This window comes from Bacillus sp. 204(2023) (assembly GCF_037027505.1).
In the GTDB taxonomy this organism is placed as follows: Bacteria; Bacillota; Bacilli; order Bacillales; family Bacillaceae; genus Bacillus; species Bacillus subtilis.
On record NZ_JAXCHE010000004.1, the window covers coordinates 346,917 to 366,138 of the forward strand.

Consider the following 19,222-nt stretch of genomic DNA (forward strand, 5'->3'; position numbering starts at 1 on the left):
TCTTCCGATTTCAAACATCCTCGAGTCTGTTTATATTATTATCTTAGCACCGTTGATATATGTTGTATAATGCATATAAAATATCCTTTTCATGCTTATATGTAATAAGGAGGGATGATAATTGGAATGGGAACAACTTGAATATTTTCAAACACTCGCCCGGATGCAGCATGTGACGAAAGCTGCAAAAAGCCTCTCCATCACACAGCCTGCGCTTTCACGCTCTATCGCCAGGCTGGAAAATCATTTGGGTGTCCCGCTATTTGACAGGCAAGGACGATCCATTAGCTTAAATCAATACGGACACATTTTTTTGCGGCGGGTTCAGGCGATGATGAAAGAGTACACCGAAGGAAAAGAAGAAATCCAAGCTTTATTAAAGCCAGACCAAGGCGTAGTCTCTCTCGGTTTTTTGCATACATTAGGCACCACGCTCGTGCCCGATCTCATCGGCTCCTTTCAGCAGGAATACCCCAACATTGCCTTCCAGCTGAAGCAAAACCACTCTTATTGGCTGCTTGAACGATTAAAATCTGGGGATCTGGACCTCTGTCTCCTCGCTTCGATTAAGCCTGAAAATCCGATCCAATGGATCAAGCTGTGGAGTGAAGAACTCTTTGTATTTGTGCCAAATGATCACCCATTAGCCAGTCGCGAAAGCATTACCCTGAATGAGATTGCCGGGGAGCGTTTTATTTTATTGAAAAAAGGCTACGCGCTTCGGATGACGGTCGATGAGCTGTTTGAGAAGGCCAATATACAGCCGAACATTATGTTTGAAGGAGAAGAAGCAGCTACTGCCGCAGGTTTTGTGGCAGCCGGACTGGGCATATCTATTCTCCCAGACCTGAAAGGCTTAGACCAAAGCAAAATCACCAAAATCCGCGTCAGCTGGCCGGAATGTCAGCGTGTCATAGGAATTGCCTGGATAAAAGGCAGGTTTTTATCACCGGTTGCTGAGACCTTTAAACAATACGTCATCAGCCATTTTTCTGAGTAGGGAGGATTCAAACATGAATGTCAAAAAAATCACGTCAGAACAGGATTTACATACAGCGTTTGAAATCAGAAAGACAGTATTTGTAGAGGAACAAGGCTGTCCCATTTCGGATGAATTCGATGAGTTCGATACACTCCACGGTGATTGCCAGCACATCCTGGCTTATCATCAGAATGTACCTGTTGGCACTGCACGTGTCCGTATCGTTGGCCACGCGGGGAAACTGGAACGAATCTGCATTCTGAAGCCTTACCGCAAATTCGGTCTGGGAAAAATAATCGTCGATGCATTAGAACGTATTGTGAAAGAACAAGGCATTTCTGCCTTCAAATTGCACGGCCAGACACAGGCGGCAGGCTTTTATGAAAAGCTAGGCTATCAGACTGCATCAGAAGAATTTATGTTGGATGGCATTCCGCATGTGCTGATGACAAAACAAGACGATTCTGCGCTATAGATTGTTCACAAATTTGTCACTTATGAGCATGAACAGTTCATTGGTATACTAATCACCGATTATGAAGAGAAGGAATGATTGTATGCCAGCAAATAAAAAAGAGAGTCTTATATTTGGCGTGATGATGTGTTTTGGAATGGTCTGCGTCATGTCGATTTACAATGCCATCATCAACGGAGCCATTCAGGATTTTTCACTGATGACCGTTTTTGAAATGGTCATCGGTTTTATGGTCGCCCTCCTGTTCGATTTACTGTTAGTGGGCCCCCTCGCCAAGAAGATTGCATTCCGTATGCCGTTCGACAAGACTAAAAAAATTCATGTCATCCTTGCCATGTCAACTTGTATGGTGATTGGCATGGTACTTTGTATGTCTGTGTTCGGTTTAGTGACAGCGGTTCTAGCAAATGGGCTGAACGGGGACAGCCTCTTCAGTGCTTATCTTATGATTGTGTTGAAAAATTTCATCCTGGCCTATCCATTGCAATTACTGATTATGGGCCCATTAGTCAGAGGGATTTTCATGAAATTTGTAAAACCAAAGCTCACAGCCGTAATTTAAATAGAATAGGAGTGAGCCTGACACTCACTCCTTTTGCTCATGAATTGAATGTAAAACAAGCTCCGCAAAAGCCTCTGCGGCAGGCAGCTGCCATTTTTTCTTTTTGAGTAACATATGAGAGTAAAGCGGATCAAGGGTTTCAGCATGATGAAGGATTTTCAGCTTGCCCGCCTCCACTTCTTCTTTCACTGTGATATAAGGCAAAACGGAAAATCCAAGCCCGCTCATAACCGTTTGTTTGATTGCTTCGATACTCCACAGCTCCATCGTTTGAAAACCGCTGATGTCATGCTTCACAAGGTATCGTTCAAACATCGACCGGTAACTGCAGCCCTCTTCATTTGTGATAAAGAATTGGCTGCTGTTTTCTTGTTTATAGTCATCAAAATGATCCGGCCCATCCATACTGCCCACAAGGACGATCTTTTCCTTGGTTAACGTGTAATGAACACATTTTTCGATATGAATGTCCGGATAGACCATTAATGCAATATCGACCCGTCCGCTTAACAAATCTACCTGATTTTGTCCGCATGTGCCGTTGCTTAAGATGATTTTGACATGAGGATATTTTAGTGAAAATTCTCTTATGATCGGTCCGAGTCTGGAAATGGTTAACGACTCAGGTGCCGCTACTTTCAACACACCCTTAACTACGTGAACGTTTTGCATATTCTTGATTTGTTCATGGGTTGATAGTAAATCCTCAGCTAAAGGGATCAATTCTCTTCCTAAAGCCGTCAGTCTTAAACGCCTTTTCTCGTACATGAATAACGCCCCTCCGATCTCCTGCTCCAGCGCTTGGACATGAGTGGTGATCGTGGATTGCGTATAGCCTAGCTTCGCCGCGGCGCCTGTATAGCTCCCCTTTTCTACGATGGTCTGAAACGTGATAAGATGTCTGATCTCCATACGATTTCTCCTTTTATGATCTATTGAAAAAAATGATAATGACTTTTTATATTTCAATTTTATTTATAGATATCATTATCATACAATAAAAACTGCCCCGTACGACATTAGTAAATGAAGGTGATGTTATGAGTATAATAGCTTTTCTTTCGTATGTGATTTTGACATCCATTACGCCTGGCCCGAGCAACATCTTAATGATGAATGAAGCGCGGCGGTTTGGCTTTATAGGGTCATGGCGTTTCAATAGCGGCATTTTGGCAGGTTTTGCAGTCCTTGGGATTCTAAGCGGTGTATTTACGATAGGACTATACAAATGGATTCCGGTTGCAGAGCCATACTTCAAAATAGCAGGTGCAGTCTATCTGCTTTATTTGGCATGGCAGGTCGGCATGTCCAAAAAAGCAAAGAAGGATTCTGAAGATGTGCATTCTTCTTTTCTATCAGGTTTTATTTTTCAGATAATCAATGTCAAAAGCATTCTGTTCTTCTTAACATTGATGAGTGCATTTATCCTTCCGTTCCAGCATTCAATGACATCGGTCATTCTTTATCTCACATTAGCCATCATTCTCGGCTGGCTGGCGCTGCTGCTATGGTCAGGATTCGGCTCTGTGTTCAAAAAACTCTTTGACAAATACGATAAAGCATTTCGCACTATTATGTGTTTGCTGCTTGTTTACTCTGCCGTCAGTATTTATCTGTAGCACCTGTAAATCTATCTTATAAAGCAGGTCATCTAGTGATTGTGATGATTTTCGTTATTTCGATTACCTAAAAGGAGGGAATTCATCTTGATCAAACGAATTGATCATCTGGTGTTGACTGTACAAAACCTTCAAGAAACGATCGACTTTTATACATCTGTTTTGGGAATGGAAGAAGAAACATTTGGCGCAGGCAGAAAAGTCTTGTGTTTTGGCAATCAAAAAATCAACTTGCATGAGGCCGGTCATGAATTCGAACCTAAAGCCAAGCACCCGCTCCCGGGATCTGGCGATTTATGTATGATCACGGATGAACCCATCAATAAAGTGATGGAGCATCTCAAGAAAACAAACGTCAATGTCGAGGAAGGCCCAATAAAAAGAACCGGTGCACTCGGCCCGATTCTATCTGTTTATATAAGAGACCCCGATCAGAACCTCATTGAGATTTCGGAGTATATTTAAATCCCCTCTAAACATACCAATTCATTTGGTATGTTTTTTCTTACTTCCATTAATCCCTATACCTTACCACATAGTTTTTATACAATTCTTCGTTATAAAGAATTTCTTCGCCATGTGAAGAGCAAATGAGCGTTGGTTTGATTTGATCTATGATTGAGCCGCTATCGATATTCTCATTTATATCAACACTGAATCTTCTTATAGGTGGGTGTAAATCCTCCTTACTTGTGATAAAAAGGTCGCCCGTTAATAGCGTACGATCGATTTTATGATAATACACGACATGCCCCGGCGAATGGCCAGGTGTTAAATAGTATTTCAGAGGCAGGTGAGCAAGCGTTTGCTCCGTCAGCGGCTGGACAATATGGGCTACCCCTGTGTTCTCCACTTCATTTTTGTTCGGATATGGCTCTTCCCCATTGATGTACTTTAGTTCTTTCTGGTGCGCAAAAATCGGAATATCAAATCTCTCTAACCATTTTGATGCACCTCCGATATGATCACTGTGGCCATGAGTAAGCAAGATGGCTTTTGGATCGCCGATCGCGAGTGCTGCCCTAATTTGAGCATCAGCAAAACGTTCTATTCCCGTATCAACAATATAAACATCATCACCATCTTTGATAAACCAAGTATGAACCGGGATACGAAGAGGCACATCAAGCTCAAATTCACATTGAAAGACATGTTCTGATAGCTGTCTCAAGTTCATCAAAACCACTCCCTTTGGAGATTTTTTGATAGTTTTTAAAGAAAACAGAAGTGAACGGACCAGGCAGATTATCTTGAAAATGGCCCCACACTCCAGCAGACTGGTATTCTTGAGGAGGAGACGCCGATTTTCGCCAGCATCAGCTCGACTTGTTAACATTGTCCATTAATAATCCCTTTTGTTCCCCTTCTTGACATATTCCCAATCACGTTCTATATTCTTCCTCACTCTATGAAGGAGTGCAGAAATGGTTTCCTTTTCCTCTGCAGTAAAACCGGACAAGGCCACTTCCGTGGAATGTTCTCCTTCTCTTCTTAACAATGGATATACCTTTTTCCCTTTCTCAGTCGGGAACAGTTTTTTTATTTTTTTATTTTGCTCATCCGGCAGTTTTTGAATAAATCCCTGCATTTCCAGCTTCTTAATGGCCCGCGCGGCCGTTGTCCGGTCCACTTTTATCATTTCCGCTAATTTTTCTTGAATAATTCCCGGATTTTCGTATATACGTACGAGATAGAGATACTGCCCTCTTGTTAAGTCCAAATCTTTAAATTCGATGTTGCTTATGGAATCCAACGCTCTTGCTATCATGCCGATCTCACGCAAAATATCATTCATTCCTAAAACCCCTCACGTATTTTTGTTGCAATTACAACAAAAATGTTTTACCCTTACTATTATAAGACCACATGCATGCTGTACAGTCCAGACTAATATCAGAAAAGGATTGATTCATAATGAATATAAAAAGAATAACAACTGAAGCTGATTTACATGAAGCTTTGAATATTAGAAAGACAGTTTTCATTGAGGAGCAACATGTATCGGAATCCGAAGAGTTCGATGAATTTGATACGCTCCAGGAACAATGCCAGCATGTCTTGGTATATTATGAGAATCAGCCTGTCGGCACGGGCCGTGTGCGCATCGTTGACCATACAGCAAAGCTGGAAAGAATCTGCATCCTAAAACCTTACCGTAAGTATGGATTGGGGAAAGTCATCGTAAGCGGGTTAGAAGAAATCATAAAAGAAAAAGGACTGACTGCATGTAAGCTGCATGGTCAAACACAAGCAACAGACTTTTATAAAAAACTGGGCTACCAGATTTCTTCACAGGAATTTATGGAAGACGGCATCCCTCACGTCCTGATGACAAAAGAAATATCGCGGATTTAACATGAAATATATTTTTTACGGATTAGGTATACTCATATTAAGTTTGGGCATTTCCTTAACCATACAATCAGGACTGGGCACATCACCCTTCGATGCCCTTTTGGTTGGTCTGTCAAAAGAAGTCGGACTTACCGTAGGAAGCTGGGAGGTCCTTATTTCTGTGATCCTCTTAATCTGCAACGCTATATTAACGAGAAAAAAACCTCTTTTGCTGGGCTTGATTACAGCATTCATTACTGGAATAGGCATTGACCTATGGTTGTTTGTTGTAAAAAACACCCTCTATCTAAACGCGTTGTTAAGCAAACTGATTTGTTTCGGAATTGGTTTGGTGCTCATCGGTCTTGGAACAGCCATCTATCTTCAGACGAAATTCGCATCAACACCCATCGATCATTTAACACTTATTATCCGAGATCTCTCCAAAAGAACAATCTTGTTTTCAAGAACATTGGTATACGCTCTTTTCTTAGTATTAGCCATCGTCTTTAAAGGCCCTATCGGCATCGGAACCCTATTAACCGTCTGTTTAGGAGGAATGCTCCTTCACGTTTTTATGCCTATTGTGGAAAAACAATTCTTATCAAAGAATAGAAGGGGTTAAAAAACCTCTTCTTTGAAAAAACGAAACGCAAAACAAGCTACGTTTCGTTCAATAATTTTATGATAAATTAAAATTTATAGTACCAAAAAATCGCAATTTCATTTGCTGTTGGAAGATTGGAATAAAGCATCGTATCAACTGCACCTATTATAAATTGATGTTTGGCATAAAAATGACAAGCTGAAACATTAATATCTTGTGTTTCAAGCATAAGGCCACAAAATTTATTCTCCTTTGCCCACTCAATCGCTTTATGTAATAATGCTGTTCCAACGCCTTTTTTTCTATAGTCTTTTGCAACGGCAATGTCCTCTATTAGTGCATACCCATTCCAGTTAGAACGAATCTTAATCCGGCCGATGCAGTTGTTTTCAAGATAATATAAAAAAACCGCTTTTCCCTCTTCTTCAACATAACTAACATCCATTTCATCATCTTCATATTGTTTAAAATAAGGTTTAGAAAATCGTTCCTCAGTATATGTCCAAACACCGTTTTCAAAAGCAGGTATCATTCTCCCAAAAACAACGAAAGGTTCATTTGGTTTATTGAAATCTTTCATATTCAATTGAGTCATTTTCTTGATCATATCAATCCCCTCCTAAACGAGATTATATTAGCATACTCGTTTCTATCAATAACAGCTTCCAAAAGGGCACTCTTTAAAAGAACAGCATCCATTACCTTTTATATATAGCGTTTTTTCTATTTCACTGTCTTAATGGGGTATTTCAACAGAGGCTTGTGGTACAGTAAAAAGGAATAGATGATCCCGTGCCTACTAACAATAATAGATTCATCAATATGAAAAAGTATACTTCCTTCAACCCGCCCAATCTTGTTGAAAGGTACCCGTGGGGATTAGAAGCATTAGATATAACTCTGCCATTGGTGACATGTCCAAAATACTACCTAAGATCCGTTGACCTTTGTTTTTTCTATGAAAGAATGAGAGCGAATAAAGGAGTGATTGAGTATGTTAACAAGAGAAGATATCTTTAAACACGTCAAAGAAAAATACGGTACATCGCCTGATTACCCGTGGGAGAAATACCCAAACTATGCTTCTTTGAGACATACATCAAACAAAAAATGGTACGGTCTTATCATGAATGTTCTCCCAGAAAAATTAGGCTTGGATGGTCATGGCGAAATAGATATTCTAAATCTAAAATGTCCCCCTGAAATAAGTGATAGCTTAAGAAACGAGGAAAATATCTTACCCGGATATCATATGGATAAGGAACATTGGATTTCAATTGTTTTAGAACGGACAGATCCAGAAGGCGAAATCTATAACTTAATCGAGCAGAGCTTTCATTTAACCAAGTGAAGATAAAGAGTGTTCCTGCTAATCAAGCTGCGAAGAGTAGTGGGCACTTTCATTTTAGGATACTGTTCTTCACTCTGTCCACAAATGCAACTTAGTTCATCTAGTGCGAGAGTGGGAGAAGAATTTCAACCAACTTCTTATGGAAAAGGATGAATAGTTATGACAAATAACTTAAAACAGAGAAGAATCATTTTAGATTTAGCAGTTACTTTAGATGGTTTTATTGAAGGTAAAAATGGAGAAGTTGATTGGTGCATTATGGACCCTGATATGGGGTTTACTGATTTTTTAAATCAAATTGATACTATTTTATATGGTAGAAAAAGCTACGATATATGGGGACAATATATTCCAAAAAATGAAGACCCTGATACAGAAAAGGAACTTTGGAAATTGGTTCATAGTAAAAAGAAATATGTTTTTTCCAGAACACAAAATGAGATTGATAATCAAGCCATATTTATAAATGATAATATCCTTGAAGAAGTAAATAAATTGAAGGAAAATCCTGGTAAAGACATCTGGCTATATGGTGGAGCGAGTCTCATTACAACTTTTATAAATTTGGGGCTTGTTGACGAATTTAGATTATCTATTCACCCTGTTGTTTTGGGAGAAGGAAAACCGTTGTTTATTGATGTAAAACAGAGGATAAATTTAAAAATGGTGAATACAAGAACATTTTCCTCTGGCGTTGTGCAAATCGTTTATCATTGGAATGGCTAAAAAAATATTTCCCTCCAAAATATACATTGTAAGGTAACACTCGACAGTTATTTTTCTTATTGAATTAAAGGGGAATCCAATGGGTTCCCCTTAATACTATTGAATTATCAACATCAAATTTCAACAGAGCCAAAAATATCCATTCTCTTGTATTAAAAGAAAAGAAGACTGAAAAGGACAAATTAACTTAATTAAACATTATAGTATATTTTATTCTCCCTCTTTTAAGTAACTCAGCTAAGTTCTGTATTTATAAAAAAACGAAACGCGAAAACAAGCCTGTCCTCGTATCTAGTGGGTATAGCTAACGATGCCTAATCTAAAGAACATGCCATTCGTGGCCTAGGATAATCAACTCGTGCGGAACTCCATTAACAGAAGCCATTTTAAACGATAATACCATTTGTTCTAATAATACAGTTTACCTTTTATGTTATTCATTTTCTAAAACCTGTAATCCGTACCCAAGCGGTAGCAGGTTTTTTTTATTTGCTTGACTTAGAGTTAACTCTAAGTTGTAAACTAACTTTAATCAAAAGAGAGGGATGATGTTTGTTGTATTCCATTAGTAAAGCTGCTGAGAAGACTAGTATTAGCTCGTATACATTAAGATATTACGAAAAGATTGGGTTACTTCCACCACCAAAACGAAAAAACAGTGGAAGGCGTTTTTATACTGAAACTGATATTCAGTTCATGACATTCCTTAAAAGTTTAAAGGAAACAGGTATGTCTTTGGAGGATATTAATGAGTTTGTCAAAGACGGCTGCATTTTGGAAAAAATCAATTCAGATGTTAAATCAGCACAACTCTCCCCATCTATAAATAAACGTATTGAGATTTTAACCAAGCACTTAGAGAAAATGGAGATTAAAAAAAGGGAGCTGGAAGAAGTAATTTCTACTACAAAAGGAAAACTGGATACATATTATTCAATTTTGAAAGAGGAAGTGGAAAACAAATGAAACATTTAAATATATATCTGATGTTAATTGGCTTCTCTATTTTTACAGGAGCTACTTTTAATCTTGCAAAATATACGGTTGGATATTTTTCACCATCGTCTTCTGCGGCATGGCGTTTCGGTTTAGCTGCTGCGGTGATGCTCCTCATTTTGATTTTTACTGAAGGTATAAAGAAGAGTCAATTACGGAAAAACGCCGTTTCATACATTGTTCTAGGGATTGTGGGAATATTTGGATTTAATGTATTATTTTTTGTTGGTTTAAAATATACGTCTCCCGTTAACGGGGCATTAATAATGGGGTTGAATCCTTTATTAACAGCAATTCTCGCTCGAATTATCTTAAAGGACAAAATGACAAAAAAACAAGTGCTCGGCATATTCTTTGCATTCATCGGTGTATTGCTAGTCATTACACAAGGTTCTATCGAAACCATTAAAACCTTATCAATTTCAGGGGGAGATTTAATAATCTTTACAGGTAACGTTTGTTGGGCACTTTACGGTGTACTTGGACGACGGTTTGTAAAAGATGGCACTCCGCTATCTACAACCACTTATACGATGGTTATCGGTGCTGTTAGTTTAATAGTAGTTTCATTATTTACATCCAAACCTGTTTCTTTATCGAACATCCCGATTGGAGTTTGGGGGGCAATTGCCTTTATGGCTTTCTTTACAAGTGTTTTGGGTTACCTATGGTGGAATCAGGGGATTAAAGAGATTGGGGCAAGTAAAACATCTTTATTTTTCAACCTTGTTCCCGTTGTAACGATGATTATTTCATTTGCCGTTGGAACACCAATAAAGATATTTCAAGTTATTGGGGCTGTGTTAGTTATATTAGGCGTTTTAACCGCTTCGGGGGTAATACGTATACCTCAGTACAATACTAGAACAGTCAGCTATATAAAGAAATAGGGATTATTTTTGAGAAAGTGTGTTAAGTTAAATATACACTAATTATAGAAAGAAGGTGATCCCATGCCAAACAAAAGTAAACCCAATAGACTAATCGCTGAGAAGTCTCCTTACTTACTCCAACACGCCCACAACCCTGTGGACTGGTTCCCTTGGGGAGAAGAAGCATTTGAAAAAGCAACACGCGAAAACAAGCCGGTTCTGGTCAGCATCGGTTATTCGACTTGTCATTGGTGCCACGTTATGGCCCACGAATGCTTTGAAGACGAAGAAATCGCGCGTCTTCTCAATGAACGGTTTGTGGCGATTAAAGTCGACCGGGAAGAGCGGCCTGATGTGGATTCTGTTTATATGAGAATCTGCCAGCTGATGACCGGGCAGGGCGGCTGGCCGCTGAATGTATTTATTACGCCTGATCAAAAGCCGTTTTACGCGGGTACATATTTTCCAAAGACGAGCAAATTCAATCGTCCCGGTTTTGTTGATGTGCTTGAGCATCTGTCTGAGACGTTTGCGAACGACCGCGAGCATGTCGAGGATATTGCGGAGAACGCCGCTAAACATTTGCAGACCAAAACAGCCGCCAAATCAGGCGAAGGCCTTAGCGAGTCAGCGATTCACCGGACATTCCAGCAGCTTGCCAGCGGGTTTGATACGATCTATGGCGGTTTCGGGCAGGCACCGAAATTTCCGATGCCCCATATGCTGATGTATTTGCTTCGTTATCATCACAATACGGGGCAGGAGAACGCTCTATACAACGTGACGAAAACGCTGGACAGCATGGCGAATGGCGGCATTTACGATCATATCGGCTATGGGTTCGCCCGCTATTCGACCGATGACGAGTGGCTCGTTCCCCACTTTGAAAAAATGCTGTACGACAATGCGCTACTGCTGACCTCTTATACAGAAGCCTATCAGGTCACGCAAAACAGCCGTTACAAAGAGATTTGTGAGCAGATCATTACGTTCATTCAGAGGGAAATGACTCATGAAGACGGAAGCTTTTTCTCTGCTTTAGACGCGGATACAGAAGGAGAAGAAGGAAAGTACTACGTGTGGTCAAAGGAAGAGATTCTGAAAACGCTCGGGGACGATCTCGGAATGCTGTATTGCCAAGTGTATGACATCACTGAAGAAGGAAACTTTGAAGGCAAAAATATTCCGAACCTCATTCACACAAAGCGAGAACAAATCAAAGAGGATGCCGGGATAACCGAAAAAGAGCTCAGTCTCAAACTCGAAGACGCAAGACAGCAGCTCTTGAAGACACGCGAGGAAAGAACCTATCCGCATGTCGATGATAAAGTGCTGACCTCATGGAACGCGCTGATGATCGCGGGTCTAGCGAAAGCGGCAAAGGTATACCAGGAGCCGAAATATCTCATTCTAGCGAAAGACGCCATCACATTTATTGAAAACAAATTAATCATCGACGGCCGTGTGATGGTCCGATATCGTGATGGCGAAGTGAAAAACAAAGGCTTTATCGACGATTACGCTTTTCTCCTATGGGCTTATCTGGATCTCTATGAAGCTTCGTTTGATCTATCTTATTTACAAAAAGCGAAGAAACTGACAGACGATATGATCGGCTTATTTTGGGATGAGGAGCATGGCGGATTCTACTTCACCGGACACGATGCAGAAGCCTTAATCGTACGGGAAAAAGAAGTGTACGACGGCGCCGTGCCTTCCGGAAACAGTGTGGCAGCAGTTCAGCTGCTGCGTCTTGGACAAGTCACAGGCGACTTATCACTGATCGAAAAAGCGGAAACGATGTTTTCCGTGTTCAAGCCAGACATAGAAGCGTATCCGAGCGGCCATGCTTTCTTTATGCAAAGTGTGTTAAGGCATCTGATGCCTAAAAAAGAAATCGTGATTTTTGGCAGCGCAGACGATCCAGCCAGAAAACAAATTATAGCGGAGCTTCAAAAAGCCTTTAAGCCTAACGACTCCATTCTGGTAGCAGAGCATCCTGATCAATGCAAAGACATTGCGCCATTCGCGGCAGACTACCGCATCATAGACGGCAAAACAACCGTTTATATTTGTGAAAACTTCGCCTGCCAACAGCCGACAACAAATATTGAAGAAGCGATCCACACATTAATAAGCAGCAGGGATTAAGACCCTTGCTGCTTACTTTTTGATTTCTTATGGTACCATAAAGCGATCCCCGCAAACACAAGATTGACCGCTATCGTAAAGAAAGCCTCCCACATCGGGTTCCCCCGCGTAACCGTAAAGAGAGAAGGAATTCCTCCATACACACTGTTTTTTTCTGTAATAAACATACACAAAAACATATTATTCGCGGCATGGGCGCCAAGTGATATTTCGATGCTTCCTGTTTTAATCGTGTAATAGGTCCACACAAACCCAAATGTTAAATACTCAATTCCTGCCCAGACAGCGCCGTTGTTCATTTCTGGATTCGCAAAATGCAATACGCCAAACAATCCTCCAACAATCAGTGTCAAAAATAGAGGATTTTTCGTCAATCTCCCGAAAGCTTGAAGCAAAAATCCCCTGAAAAACAGTTCCTCAGCTGATGTCTGAATCGGAACCAAAATGAGGGCAGCCGCTAGCAGCCAGATAAATCGTGATGTATCAAAGGCTTGCATTGAATAATTGTCTGGATGAATCACAAAATCAATCAATTGTACGGCGATCATCAGCAAGAAATAAGCAATAAAACCAAAGGAAATTCTCCGCCAATTCATCTTTGAATTTGGTGTAATCACAGTTCGGAAAGGCCGCTTCAAAATAAAGCGTACAGCCAGCCAAACTCCCGGAATGGCGAATAAATAAATCACATGGGACAAATAAAGATCTACGAGGGGATCACTCAGCACAGCTTCATCCAAATCAAACGTGATATTGGGATTCACAATAACCGTGAACAGTATAGCGAAAAGGTAAGCTATATTCCCGAATACATATAGCCCTACCATCACCAAAAAAGCGAAAAAATATCTCCACAACGTATTGTTTCCTTCTATAGGACGGATAAATGAATTCATTCCTTCTATGTCTCTTCCTTTCAATGAGAATATTACTATATATTTGCATAAATTGGTCTATGAATCTACTGTTTTGGAAATCTTTTAAGCAAAATTAAAATATAAAGTGTGAATTTAGTTCTTCCATCTAGTGATTTGAACTCTGTTGCCAATGAACCAAGATACTTATAATAGTCCCAAGAGGGGAATTTTCAGTCTTTTCTTACTACTAAAAAGGGGGTTTTTTATGAATACGATCTTCAAACAAAAGAATACACATCCTTTCTCAAACGCAGCGAATCGTTTAGACCGCCTTCCGATTTCACGCGTTCATTTCCAAGTGTTAACCGCTCTCGGCATTGTTTATTTCTTTGATCTCGCAGATTTATTTACCCTCAGCAATGTAGCGCCGGCGCTGATCGAGCATTGGGGCATCCCGCTTTCAACTATTGCTAACGTAACGGCTGCTTCGTTTTTAGGCATGTTTTTAGGCGCTTCACTGGGCGGACGGCTGTCCGATCGAATCGGCCGCAAAAAAGCCTTAAATCTATTTGTCTTTGTTTTCTCAATCGCATCGCTATGCAATGCTGCGGCATGGGACATTCCATCTTTAATGACATTCCGTTTTCTCACCGGATTTGGCGTTGCAGCCGCCATGGTCATTACGAATAGCTATTTGGCGGAATTTTTCCCTTCAAGTGTACGTGGAAAATATATTTCTTTTTGTGCCATGATTGGATTGATTGGGGTCCCGATCACCAACATTGTGTCTGCCTTTGTCATTCCTCTTGGTTCATGGGGATGGAGGCTAGTATTTGTATGGGGTGCCGTCGGCCTTATTTATTTTTTCTTCATCCGCCGTCTGGAAGAGTCACCTCGCTGGCACGAAAATCGCGGGGAATATGCGAAAGCCGATGCGATCCTCACCCGAATTGAAGAACAGGTTGAAAAGGAGAAAGGCCCGCTTCCGGCAGCATCCCAGCCTAAAGTAAGCGAAACTGTTAAGCAGCATGCAGGTTACGCAGGCTTATTGAAAGGCAGAAACCTCAAAATCACCATCGTATTATCTGCTGTATGGATTTTTGAAACGTTTGGGTTTTACGGATTTGCTTCATGGGTTCCAAGCCTGCTAAAAAGCAATGGCGTCACCATGGAAAATACATTATGGTATAACGTATTGCATTCCGTCGGCGCTCCACTTGGCGCACTGCTCGGCTCCATGATTTCCGAAAGATTTCAAAGAAAATGGATTTTAGCTGCGAGTGCGTTTCTGACGGCCATCGCCGGGCTCTTATATGGTATGACTTTTATTCCCATCATGATCATTGTATTTGGTTTTATCGTGAATATCACAGAACGGGTCTTTACCTCGAACTTATACGCCTATACATCTGAACCTTATCCGACTGAATACCGCTCGTCTGGCAGCGGTTTAGCCTATGGTCTTGGCCGTTTTTCAAACATTTTTGGCTCATTGCTTGTCGGATTTATTGCCGTTCAGCTCGGCTATATCAGCGTCTTCTTATTTATTGGGGGCTGCTGGCTCGCGTGCTCCTTGCTGTTAATCTTCTTCGGTCCTAATACGAATGCAAAACAGATTTAAAAAAGTCAGTGCGGATCTGCCGCACTGATCTCATTACAATTGCTTCAAAGTCCTTGCGGGGTTTCCGCCTACAACAGTATTAGCGGGTACATCCTTAGTGACAACAGATCCAGACGCAATCACTGCGTTATCACCGATTGTCACTCCCGGGTTAATCACCGCCCGGCCTCCAATCCAAACTTGATCTCCAATTGTCACAGGCTTACCGAACTCCTTCCCGGATTTCCTTTCGATCGGATCAAGAGGATGACTGGCCGTGTAGATATGTACACCTGGCGCAATCAAACAATGACGGCCGATACGCACCTCACACACATCTAAAATGACACAGTCAAAATTAACAAATGTATGATCTCCGATATGAATGTGATAGCCATAATCACAGCGGAATGTCGGCAAAATCGTGACTTGATCCCCAACCGAACCGAGCAGCTCCTTCAAAAGCTCCGTCCGCACTGCATCATCTTCCGGTGTTTCGTTATATTGTCTAATCAGCTGTCTCGCATGCTTGCGTTCTAGTAATAGTTGTTGATCTTCCGAATTGTATAATTCTCCGGCTGCCATTTTTTCTTTTTCTGTCCTCAGCATGTAAGTCACTCCATGTCAGATTGTAATCTCGATCAAATTTCCTTCATCATCCTCAATCACACTTTCATAGTAGCCGTCTCCTGTTGTCCTCGGGCCGTTTACTACTGCGAAACCATCCGCCTTCAATCGATCAGTCAGTTCGTCAACTTTCTCCCGGCTCCCAACGGAAAAGGCTATATGTGCCCAGCCTGTCATTGTTTGTGAGGGCGGATCGGTCACATTCCCTTTTTTCATAATTTCCAGCCTTGCTCCGGAATCAAACGTAATAAAATAAGACTTAAAATCTTTTTTCTCATTATGATACAAATCATTCGCTTCGCCATTAAAATACGATTCATAAAAAGACTTCATTCGCTCTAAATCATTGACCCAGACCGCTGTATGTTCAATCTGCATTTCTTCCTCCTCCTTCGCCTTCAATGAAGTTATAAGGTATGAAATGCATTTCAGTTCAAGCTTTTTTCTTAAATTTATGCTGAATTTTGATATCAGCGGGTTCATCCTGCAAAAATAGAGAAAATGCTGCGATGCCGAGCTGCTCAAGATTCAAATCAAGCGACGGAAAACCAAGAACACGGCTGATAGAAGTATTTCCCTCGCCTATGATTTCAACATCCCAATTATTCTTTTTGGCAAAGAGATGAATTCCAGCTGCCACTTCATCACTATTTGCATAAATAGCAGTCGGAACCCGCCCGCTCATATAAAAATGTTCAGCTGCCAGCTCACCATCATTCATATCGTTGCATCCGGACAGCATATGGCGGTCTTCCAACCTTCCGCAGACAGCTTTATAGGCCGCAGCTTTATCAGCCGTGCTCGGGCTCCTATAAGCTTCTCTGACACACGTAAAAGCAATATTCTCATGCCCGCGGCTCTTTAAATAGCGAAAGCTCTCTGCATAAGCAGCTTTTCTGTCATTAAAAGCACAAGGAACATCAATGTCTCCGGTATCCTCACAAGCGATGACCGGCCCATATTCCTGATAAGCTAAAATGCTGTCCCAATGATTGGCGCGGGAAGTAATGATGAGACCGTCTATTTTCTTCGTTCTTAACAGCTCTAAATATTTGATTTCAATATCGGGGTTATAATTGGTGGGGAGAAGGGTCGTTGCATACTCATGCTGAAAAGCCGCTTTGGTGATTCCGTTAACGATTTTATCAAAGCAGGGATGATCGCTATAAGGCAGAATCACACCGACTGTATGGGTTTTCCCGCGAATGAGATCGATTGCGGTTCGATTTGGTGTATAATCCAATTCCTTCATGACTTGATGAACAAGCTTTCTCTTTTCTTCAGATACATACGGATGATGATTCAATACACGCGAGACAGTCGAAACAGATACATTTGCCAGTCTTGCGATCTCTTTTATATTTGCCATCTCTTTCTCCTTTTCATATAAAAAAAAAGCAGTAAGTGTAAAATCCTTACTGCTATCTCATCATATATTGATGATAAGTTCAACAGGACAATGGTCGGAACCCATGACCTCCGCTGATATGCTGGCATCTTCAATCTGTTCCTTAAGGCTTTCAGAAACAACAAAATAATCAATGCGCCATCCAATATTTCTGTCCCGGGCACCGGCACGATACAACCACCAAGAATAAGCGCCTTCAAGATCAGGATAAACATGACGGAAAGAGTCAACAAAGCCAGCTTCTAAGAAACGAGTGAATGCCTCTCTTTCTTGATCTGAAAATCCAGCGTTATTCCGGTTCGCCTTTGGATTTTTCAAATCAATCTCCTGATGGGCTACATTCAAATCACCGCATAAAATCACTGGTTTTTTCTGATCCAATTCAAGAATATAAGACAGTAAAGCCTCTTCCCATTGCATGCGGTAATCAATCCGCTCTAATCCCCTTCTGGAATTGGGCGTGTAAACAGTCATCACAAACACGTTTTCAAATTCCAGCGTAATCACTCTGCCTTCTTGGTCATGCTCTTCTACTCCGATACCGTAGATGACCTGCAGCGGTTCTTGCTTAGAAAAAACAGCTGTGCCGGAATATCCTTTTTTCACTGCATAATTCCAGTACACATGATAGCCTTCAGGCTGGAGATCAACCTGGCCGTCCTGTATCTTCGTTTCCTGAAGACATATAATATCTGCATCCTCTTCTTTCAAATAAGAGAGGAAATCCATTTTTCTCATCACAGCCCGCAGGCCGTTTACATTCCATGAAATCAACTTCATGTTTCATCCTCCCCCCTATAAAAAAGAGCAAGAACCCGAAGGTCCTTGCTCTTTACGTATCAGCTTACTCACCGCTTACGTATGGAAGTAAAGCCATTTGACGTGCGCGTTTGATCGCTGCAGTCAATTTACGTTGGTATTTAGCGTTTGTTCCAGTTACACGACGTGGTAAAATTTTACCGCGCTCAGAAACAAACTTTTTAAGAAGATCTACATCTTTGTAGTCGATGTGCGTGATACCGTTAGAAGTGAAATAACACACTTTACGGCGTTTCGCACGACCGCCTCTGCGTCCTCCTGCCATTGTCATTTCCCTCCTTTCTTTTTCATTTTAGGCGATAATCACATTAGAATGGAAGATCATCATCCGAGATGTCAATCGGTTTGCCGTCGTTGGCAAATGGGTCATCATTAAAGCTGTTCCCCTGATTGCGTCTCTGGTTGTTTTGATTTCCCCCAAATGGATTATCATTTTGGCCTCCGCCAAAGTACTGGCCTCCGCCGCTGTTTCCTTCGTTGTATCCACCTGAACCAGAACCGCCGCCGTTTTTCGGCTCAAGAAATTGAACACTTTCAGCTTGGACCTCTGTCACGAAGACACGCTGTCCTTGCTGGTTTTCATAGTTTCTTGTTTGTAAACGGCCATCTACGCCTGCAAGGCTTCCTTTTTTCAAGAAGTTTGCAACGTTTTCGGCTTGTCTTCTCCAAGTGACACAATTAATGAAATCGGCCTCACGTTCTCCGGACTGGTTCGTAAATGTACGATTCACAGCAAGAGTAAACGTAGCAACAGCCGCACCGTTTGGCGTATAACGAAGCTCTGGGTCTTTTGTCAGTCTTCCGACTAATACAACTCGGTTAAGCATAAGAAAGACCACCTTTTACCATTATATATTTCAAAATTGTTTATTCTTCTTCTTTAACAACAATGTGGCGAATGATATCGTCACTGATCTTAGCTAGACGGTCAAATTCTTGAACTGCCGCAGCGTCAGCTTGAACGTTTAAGATTTGGTAGAAACCGTCGCGGAAATCATTGATTTCGTAAGCAAGACGACGTTTACCCCAATCCTTTGTTCCAGTGATCTCCGCACCGTTAGAAGTCAGAACGTTGTTGAAACGCTCGATAACTGCTTTTTTAGACTCTTCGTCAATGTTTGGGCGGATAATGTACATAACTTCGTACTTTCTCATCTGTTTGCACCTCCTTTTGGACTAAGCGGCCCATAATGGGCAAGGAGCAATAATTCTATTACTCACAATTTTATATTATAC

General features: G+C 41.2%; 25 protein-coding genes. 13 read left to right on the forward strand and 12 right to left on the reverse strand.

Annotated elements, in window-relative coordinates; genetic code table 11:
• Positions 1-121: 121 nt before the first annotated feature.
• The 3 genes from WA279_RS11280 to WA279_RS11290 all read left to right on the forward strand — a co-directional run bounded on the left by WA279_RS11280 (position 122) and on the right by WA279_RS11290 (position 2,019).
• Positions 122-1,000 carry a LysR family transcriptional regulator gene (locus tag WA279_RS11280; RefSeq protein ID WP_047183501.1) on the forward strand — a complete coding sequence of 293 codons (879 nt, stop codon included), beginning with the start codon at positions 122-124 and terminating at the stop codon, positions 998-1,000.
• 13 nt (positions 1,001-1,013) lie between these two features.
• Positions 1,014-1,457, forward strand: coding sequence for a GNAT family N-acetyltransferase (locus WA279_RS11285; protein ID WP_047183502.1), 444 nt, complete (start codon positions 1,014-1,016; stop codon positions 1,455-1,457).
• Positions 1,458-1,539: 82 nt separating this feature from the next.
• A complete protein-coding gene (locus tag WA279_RS11290) occupies positions 1,540-2,019 on the forward strand; it encodes a hypothetical protein (protein ID WP_047183503.1) in 480 nt (159 codons plus the stop codon).
• Positions 2,020-2,043: 24 nt separating this feature from the next.
• Here WA279_RS11290 and WA279_RS11295 read toward each other — a convergent pair whose 3' ends face one another.
• Positions 2,044-2,931, reverse strand: a complete 888-nt coding sequence (locus tag WA279_RS11295; protein WP_336155428.1) for a LysR family transcriptional regulator — start codon at positions 2,929-2,931, stop codon at positions 2,044-2,046.
• A 128-nt stretch (positions 2,932-3,059) separates the two neighbouring features.
• On the opposite strand from WA279_RS11295, the gene WA279_RS11300 reads away from it, so the two are divergent.
• The gene (locus WA279_RS11300) at positions 3,060-3,638 is read left to right on the forward strand and encodes a LysE family translocator (RefSeq protein ID WP_160244387.1); all 579 of its coding nucleotides are present in this window, start codon (positions 3,060-3,062) and stop codon (positions 3,636-3,638) included.
• 87 nt (positions 3,639-3,725) lie between these two features.
• Entirely contained in the window at positions 3,726-4,103 is a 378-nt protein-coding gene (locus WA279_RS11305; RefSeq protein ID WP_336155429.1) for a VOC family protein, read from the forward strand.
• Between the two features lie 49 nt (positions 4,104-4,152).
• Here WA279_RS11305 and WA279_RS11310 read toward each other — a convergent pair whose 3' ends face one another.
• Both WA279_RS11310 and WA279_RS11315 read right to left on the reverse strand, forming a co-directional pair.
• Positions 4,153-4,815: an MBL fold metallo-hydrolase gene (locus tag WA279_RS11310; RefSeq protein WP_336155430.1), complete on the reverse strand. Its 663-nt coding sequence runs from the start codon at positions 4,813-4,815 to the stop codon at positions 4,153-4,155.
• A 165-nt stretch (positions 4,816-4,980) separates the two neighbouring features.
• Entirely contained in the window at positions 4,981-5,433 is a 453-nt protein-coding gene (locus WA279_RS11315; protein WP_217019865.1) for a MarR family transcriptional regulator, read from the reverse strand.
• Between the two features lie 119 nt (positions 5,434-5,552).
• Between WA279_RS11315 and WA279_RS11320 the strand changes: the two genes are divergently transcribed.
• Entirely contained in the window at positions 5,553-5,993 is a 441-nt protein-coding gene (locus WA279_RS11320) for a GNAT family N-acetyltransferase (protein ID WP_336155431.1), read from the forward strand.
• A 1-nt stretch (position 5,994) separates the two neighbouring features.
• On the forward strand, positions 5,995-6,597 hold the full coding sequence (locus WA279_RS11325; RefSeq protein WP_336155432.1) for a YczE/YyaS/YitT family protein: 603 nt from the start codon (positions 5,995-5,997) through the stop codon (positions 6,595-6,597).
• A 67-nt stretch (positions 6,598-6,664) separates the two neighbouring features.
• Here the strand turns inward: WA279_RS11325 and satA are convergent, their stop codons facing one another.
• The gene (gene satA / locus WA279_RS11330; protein WP_336155433.1) at positions 6,665-7,186 is read right to left on the reverse strand and encodes a streptothricin N-acetyltransferase SatA; all 522 of its coding nucleotides are present in this window, start codon (positions 7,184-7,186) and stop codon (positions 6,665-6,667) included.
• Between the two features lie 387 nt (positions 7,187-7,573).
• Here satA and WA279_RS11335 point away from each other — a divergent pair, with 387 nt between their 5' ends.
• The 5 genes from WA279_RS11335 (at position 7,574) to WA279_RS11355 (ending at position 12,675) form a co-directional block, all read left to right on the forward strand.
• Positions 7,574-7,930 carry an MmcQ/YjbR family DNA-binding protein gene (locus WA279_RS11335; protein ID WP_217000635.1) on the forward strand — a complete coding sequence of 119 codons (357 nt, stop codon included), beginning with the start codon at positions 7,574-7,576 and terminating at the stop codon, positions 7,928-7,930.
• Between the two features lie 159 nt (positions 7,931-8,089).
• Positions 8,090-8,656 carry a dihydrofolate reductase family protein gene (locus tag WA279_RS11340; RefSeq protein ID WP_336155434.1) on the forward strand — a complete coding sequence of 189 codons (567 nt, stop codon included), beginning with the start codon at positions 8,090-8,092 and terminating at the stop codon, positions 8,654-8,656.
• Between the two features lie 552 nt (positions 8,657-9,208).
• On the forward strand, positions 9,209-9,622 hold the full coding sequence (locus WA279_RS11345) for a MerR family transcriptional regulator (protein ID WP_050982296.1): 414 nt from the start codon (positions 9,209-9,211) through the stop codon (positions 9,620-9,622).
• The gene (locus WA279_RS11350; protein WP_336155435.1) at positions 9,619-10,542 is read left to right on the forward strand and encodes a DMT family transporter; all 924 of its coding nucleotides are present in this window, start codon (positions 9,619-9,621) and stop codon (positions 10,540-10,542) included. Before WA279_RS11345 ends, WA279_RS11350 begins: the two co-directional genes overlap by 4 nt.
• Before the next feature lie 63 nt (positions 10,543-10,605).
• Complete coding sequence (locus tag WA279_RS11355; protein ID WP_336155436.1) at positions 10,606-12,675, forward strand: thioredoxin domain-containing protein; 2,070 nt, start codon at positions 10,606-10,608, stop codon at positions 12,673-12,675.
• Here WA279_RS11355 and WA279_RS11360 read toward each other — a convergent pair.
• Positions 12,672-13,571 carry a CPBP family intramembrane glutamic endopeptidase gene (locus WA279_RS11360; RefSeq protein WP_024572853.1) on the reverse strand — a complete coding sequence of 300 codons (900 nt, stop codon included), beginning with the start codon at positions 13,569-13,571 and terminating at the stop codon, positions 12,672-12,674. The two genes, WA279_RS11355 and WA279_RS11360, sit on opposite strands and share 4 nt — an antisense overlap.
• A 226-nt stretch (positions 13,572-13,797) precedes the next feature.
• Between WA279_RS11360 and WA279_RS11365 the strand changes: the two genes are divergently transcribed.
• Positions 13,798-15,153: an MFS transporter gene (locus WA279_RS11365; RefSeq protein ID WP_336155437.1), complete on the forward strand. Its 1,356-nt coding sequence runs from the start codon at positions 13,798-13,800 to the stop codon at positions 15,151-15,153.
• Between the two features lie 33 nt (positions 15,154-15,186).
• Here WA279_RS11365 and WA279_RS11370 read toward each other — a convergent pair whose 3' ends face one another.
• From WA279_RS11370 to rpsF, 7 genes are all read right to left on the reverse strand, one after another.
• Positions 15,187-15,741 (reverse strand): sugar O-acetyltransferase, encoded by a 555-nt coding sequence (locus WA279_RS11370; RefSeq protein ID WP_336155438.1) that lies wholly within the window; start codon positions 15,739-15,741, stop codon positions 15,187-15,189.
• A 15-nt stretch (positions 15,742-15,756) separates the two neighbouring features.
• Positions 15,757-16,137, reverse strand: coding sequence for a VOC family protein (locus WA279_RS11375; RefSeq protein ID WP_003244460.1), 381 nt, complete (start codon positions 16,135-16,137; stop codon positions 15,757-15,759).
• A gap of 55 nt (positions 16,138-16,192) precedes the next feature.
• Complete coding sequence (ccpB, locus tag WA279_RS11380; protein ID WP_336155439.1) at positions 16,193-17,128, reverse strand: transcriptional regulator CcpB; 936 nt, start codon at positions 17,126-17,128, stop codon at positions 16,193-16,195.
• A gap of 60 nt (positions 17,129-17,188) precedes the next feature.
• A complete protein-coding gene (xth, locus tag WA279_RS11385; protein WP_336155440.1) occupies positions 17,189-17,947 on the reverse strand; it encodes an exodeoxyribonuclease III in 759 nt (252 codons plus the stop codon).
• Positions 17,948-18,011: 64 nt separating this feature from the next.
• Complete coding sequence (rpsR, locus tag WA279_RS11390; RefSeq protein WP_003219224.1) at positions 18,012-18,251, reverse strand: 30S ribosomal protein S18; 240 nt, start codon at positions 18,249-18,251, stop codon at positions 18,012-18,014.
• A 43-nt stretch (positions 18,252-18,294) separates the two neighbouring features.
• A complete protein-coding gene (ssbA, locus tag WA279_RS11395; RefSeq protein ID WP_003219228.1) occupies positions 18,295-18,813 on the reverse strand; it encodes a single-stranded DNA-binding protein SsbA in 519 nt (172 codons plus the stop codon).
• A gap of 40 nt (positions 18,814-18,853) precedes the next feature.
• Positions 18,854-19,141, reverse strand: a complete 288-nt coding sequence (rpsF, locus tag WA279_RS11400; RefSeq protein ID WP_024571351.1) for a 30S ribosomal protein S6 — start codon at positions 19,139-19,141, stop codon at positions 18,854-18,856.
• Positions 19,142-19,222 lie beyond the last annotated feature (81 nt).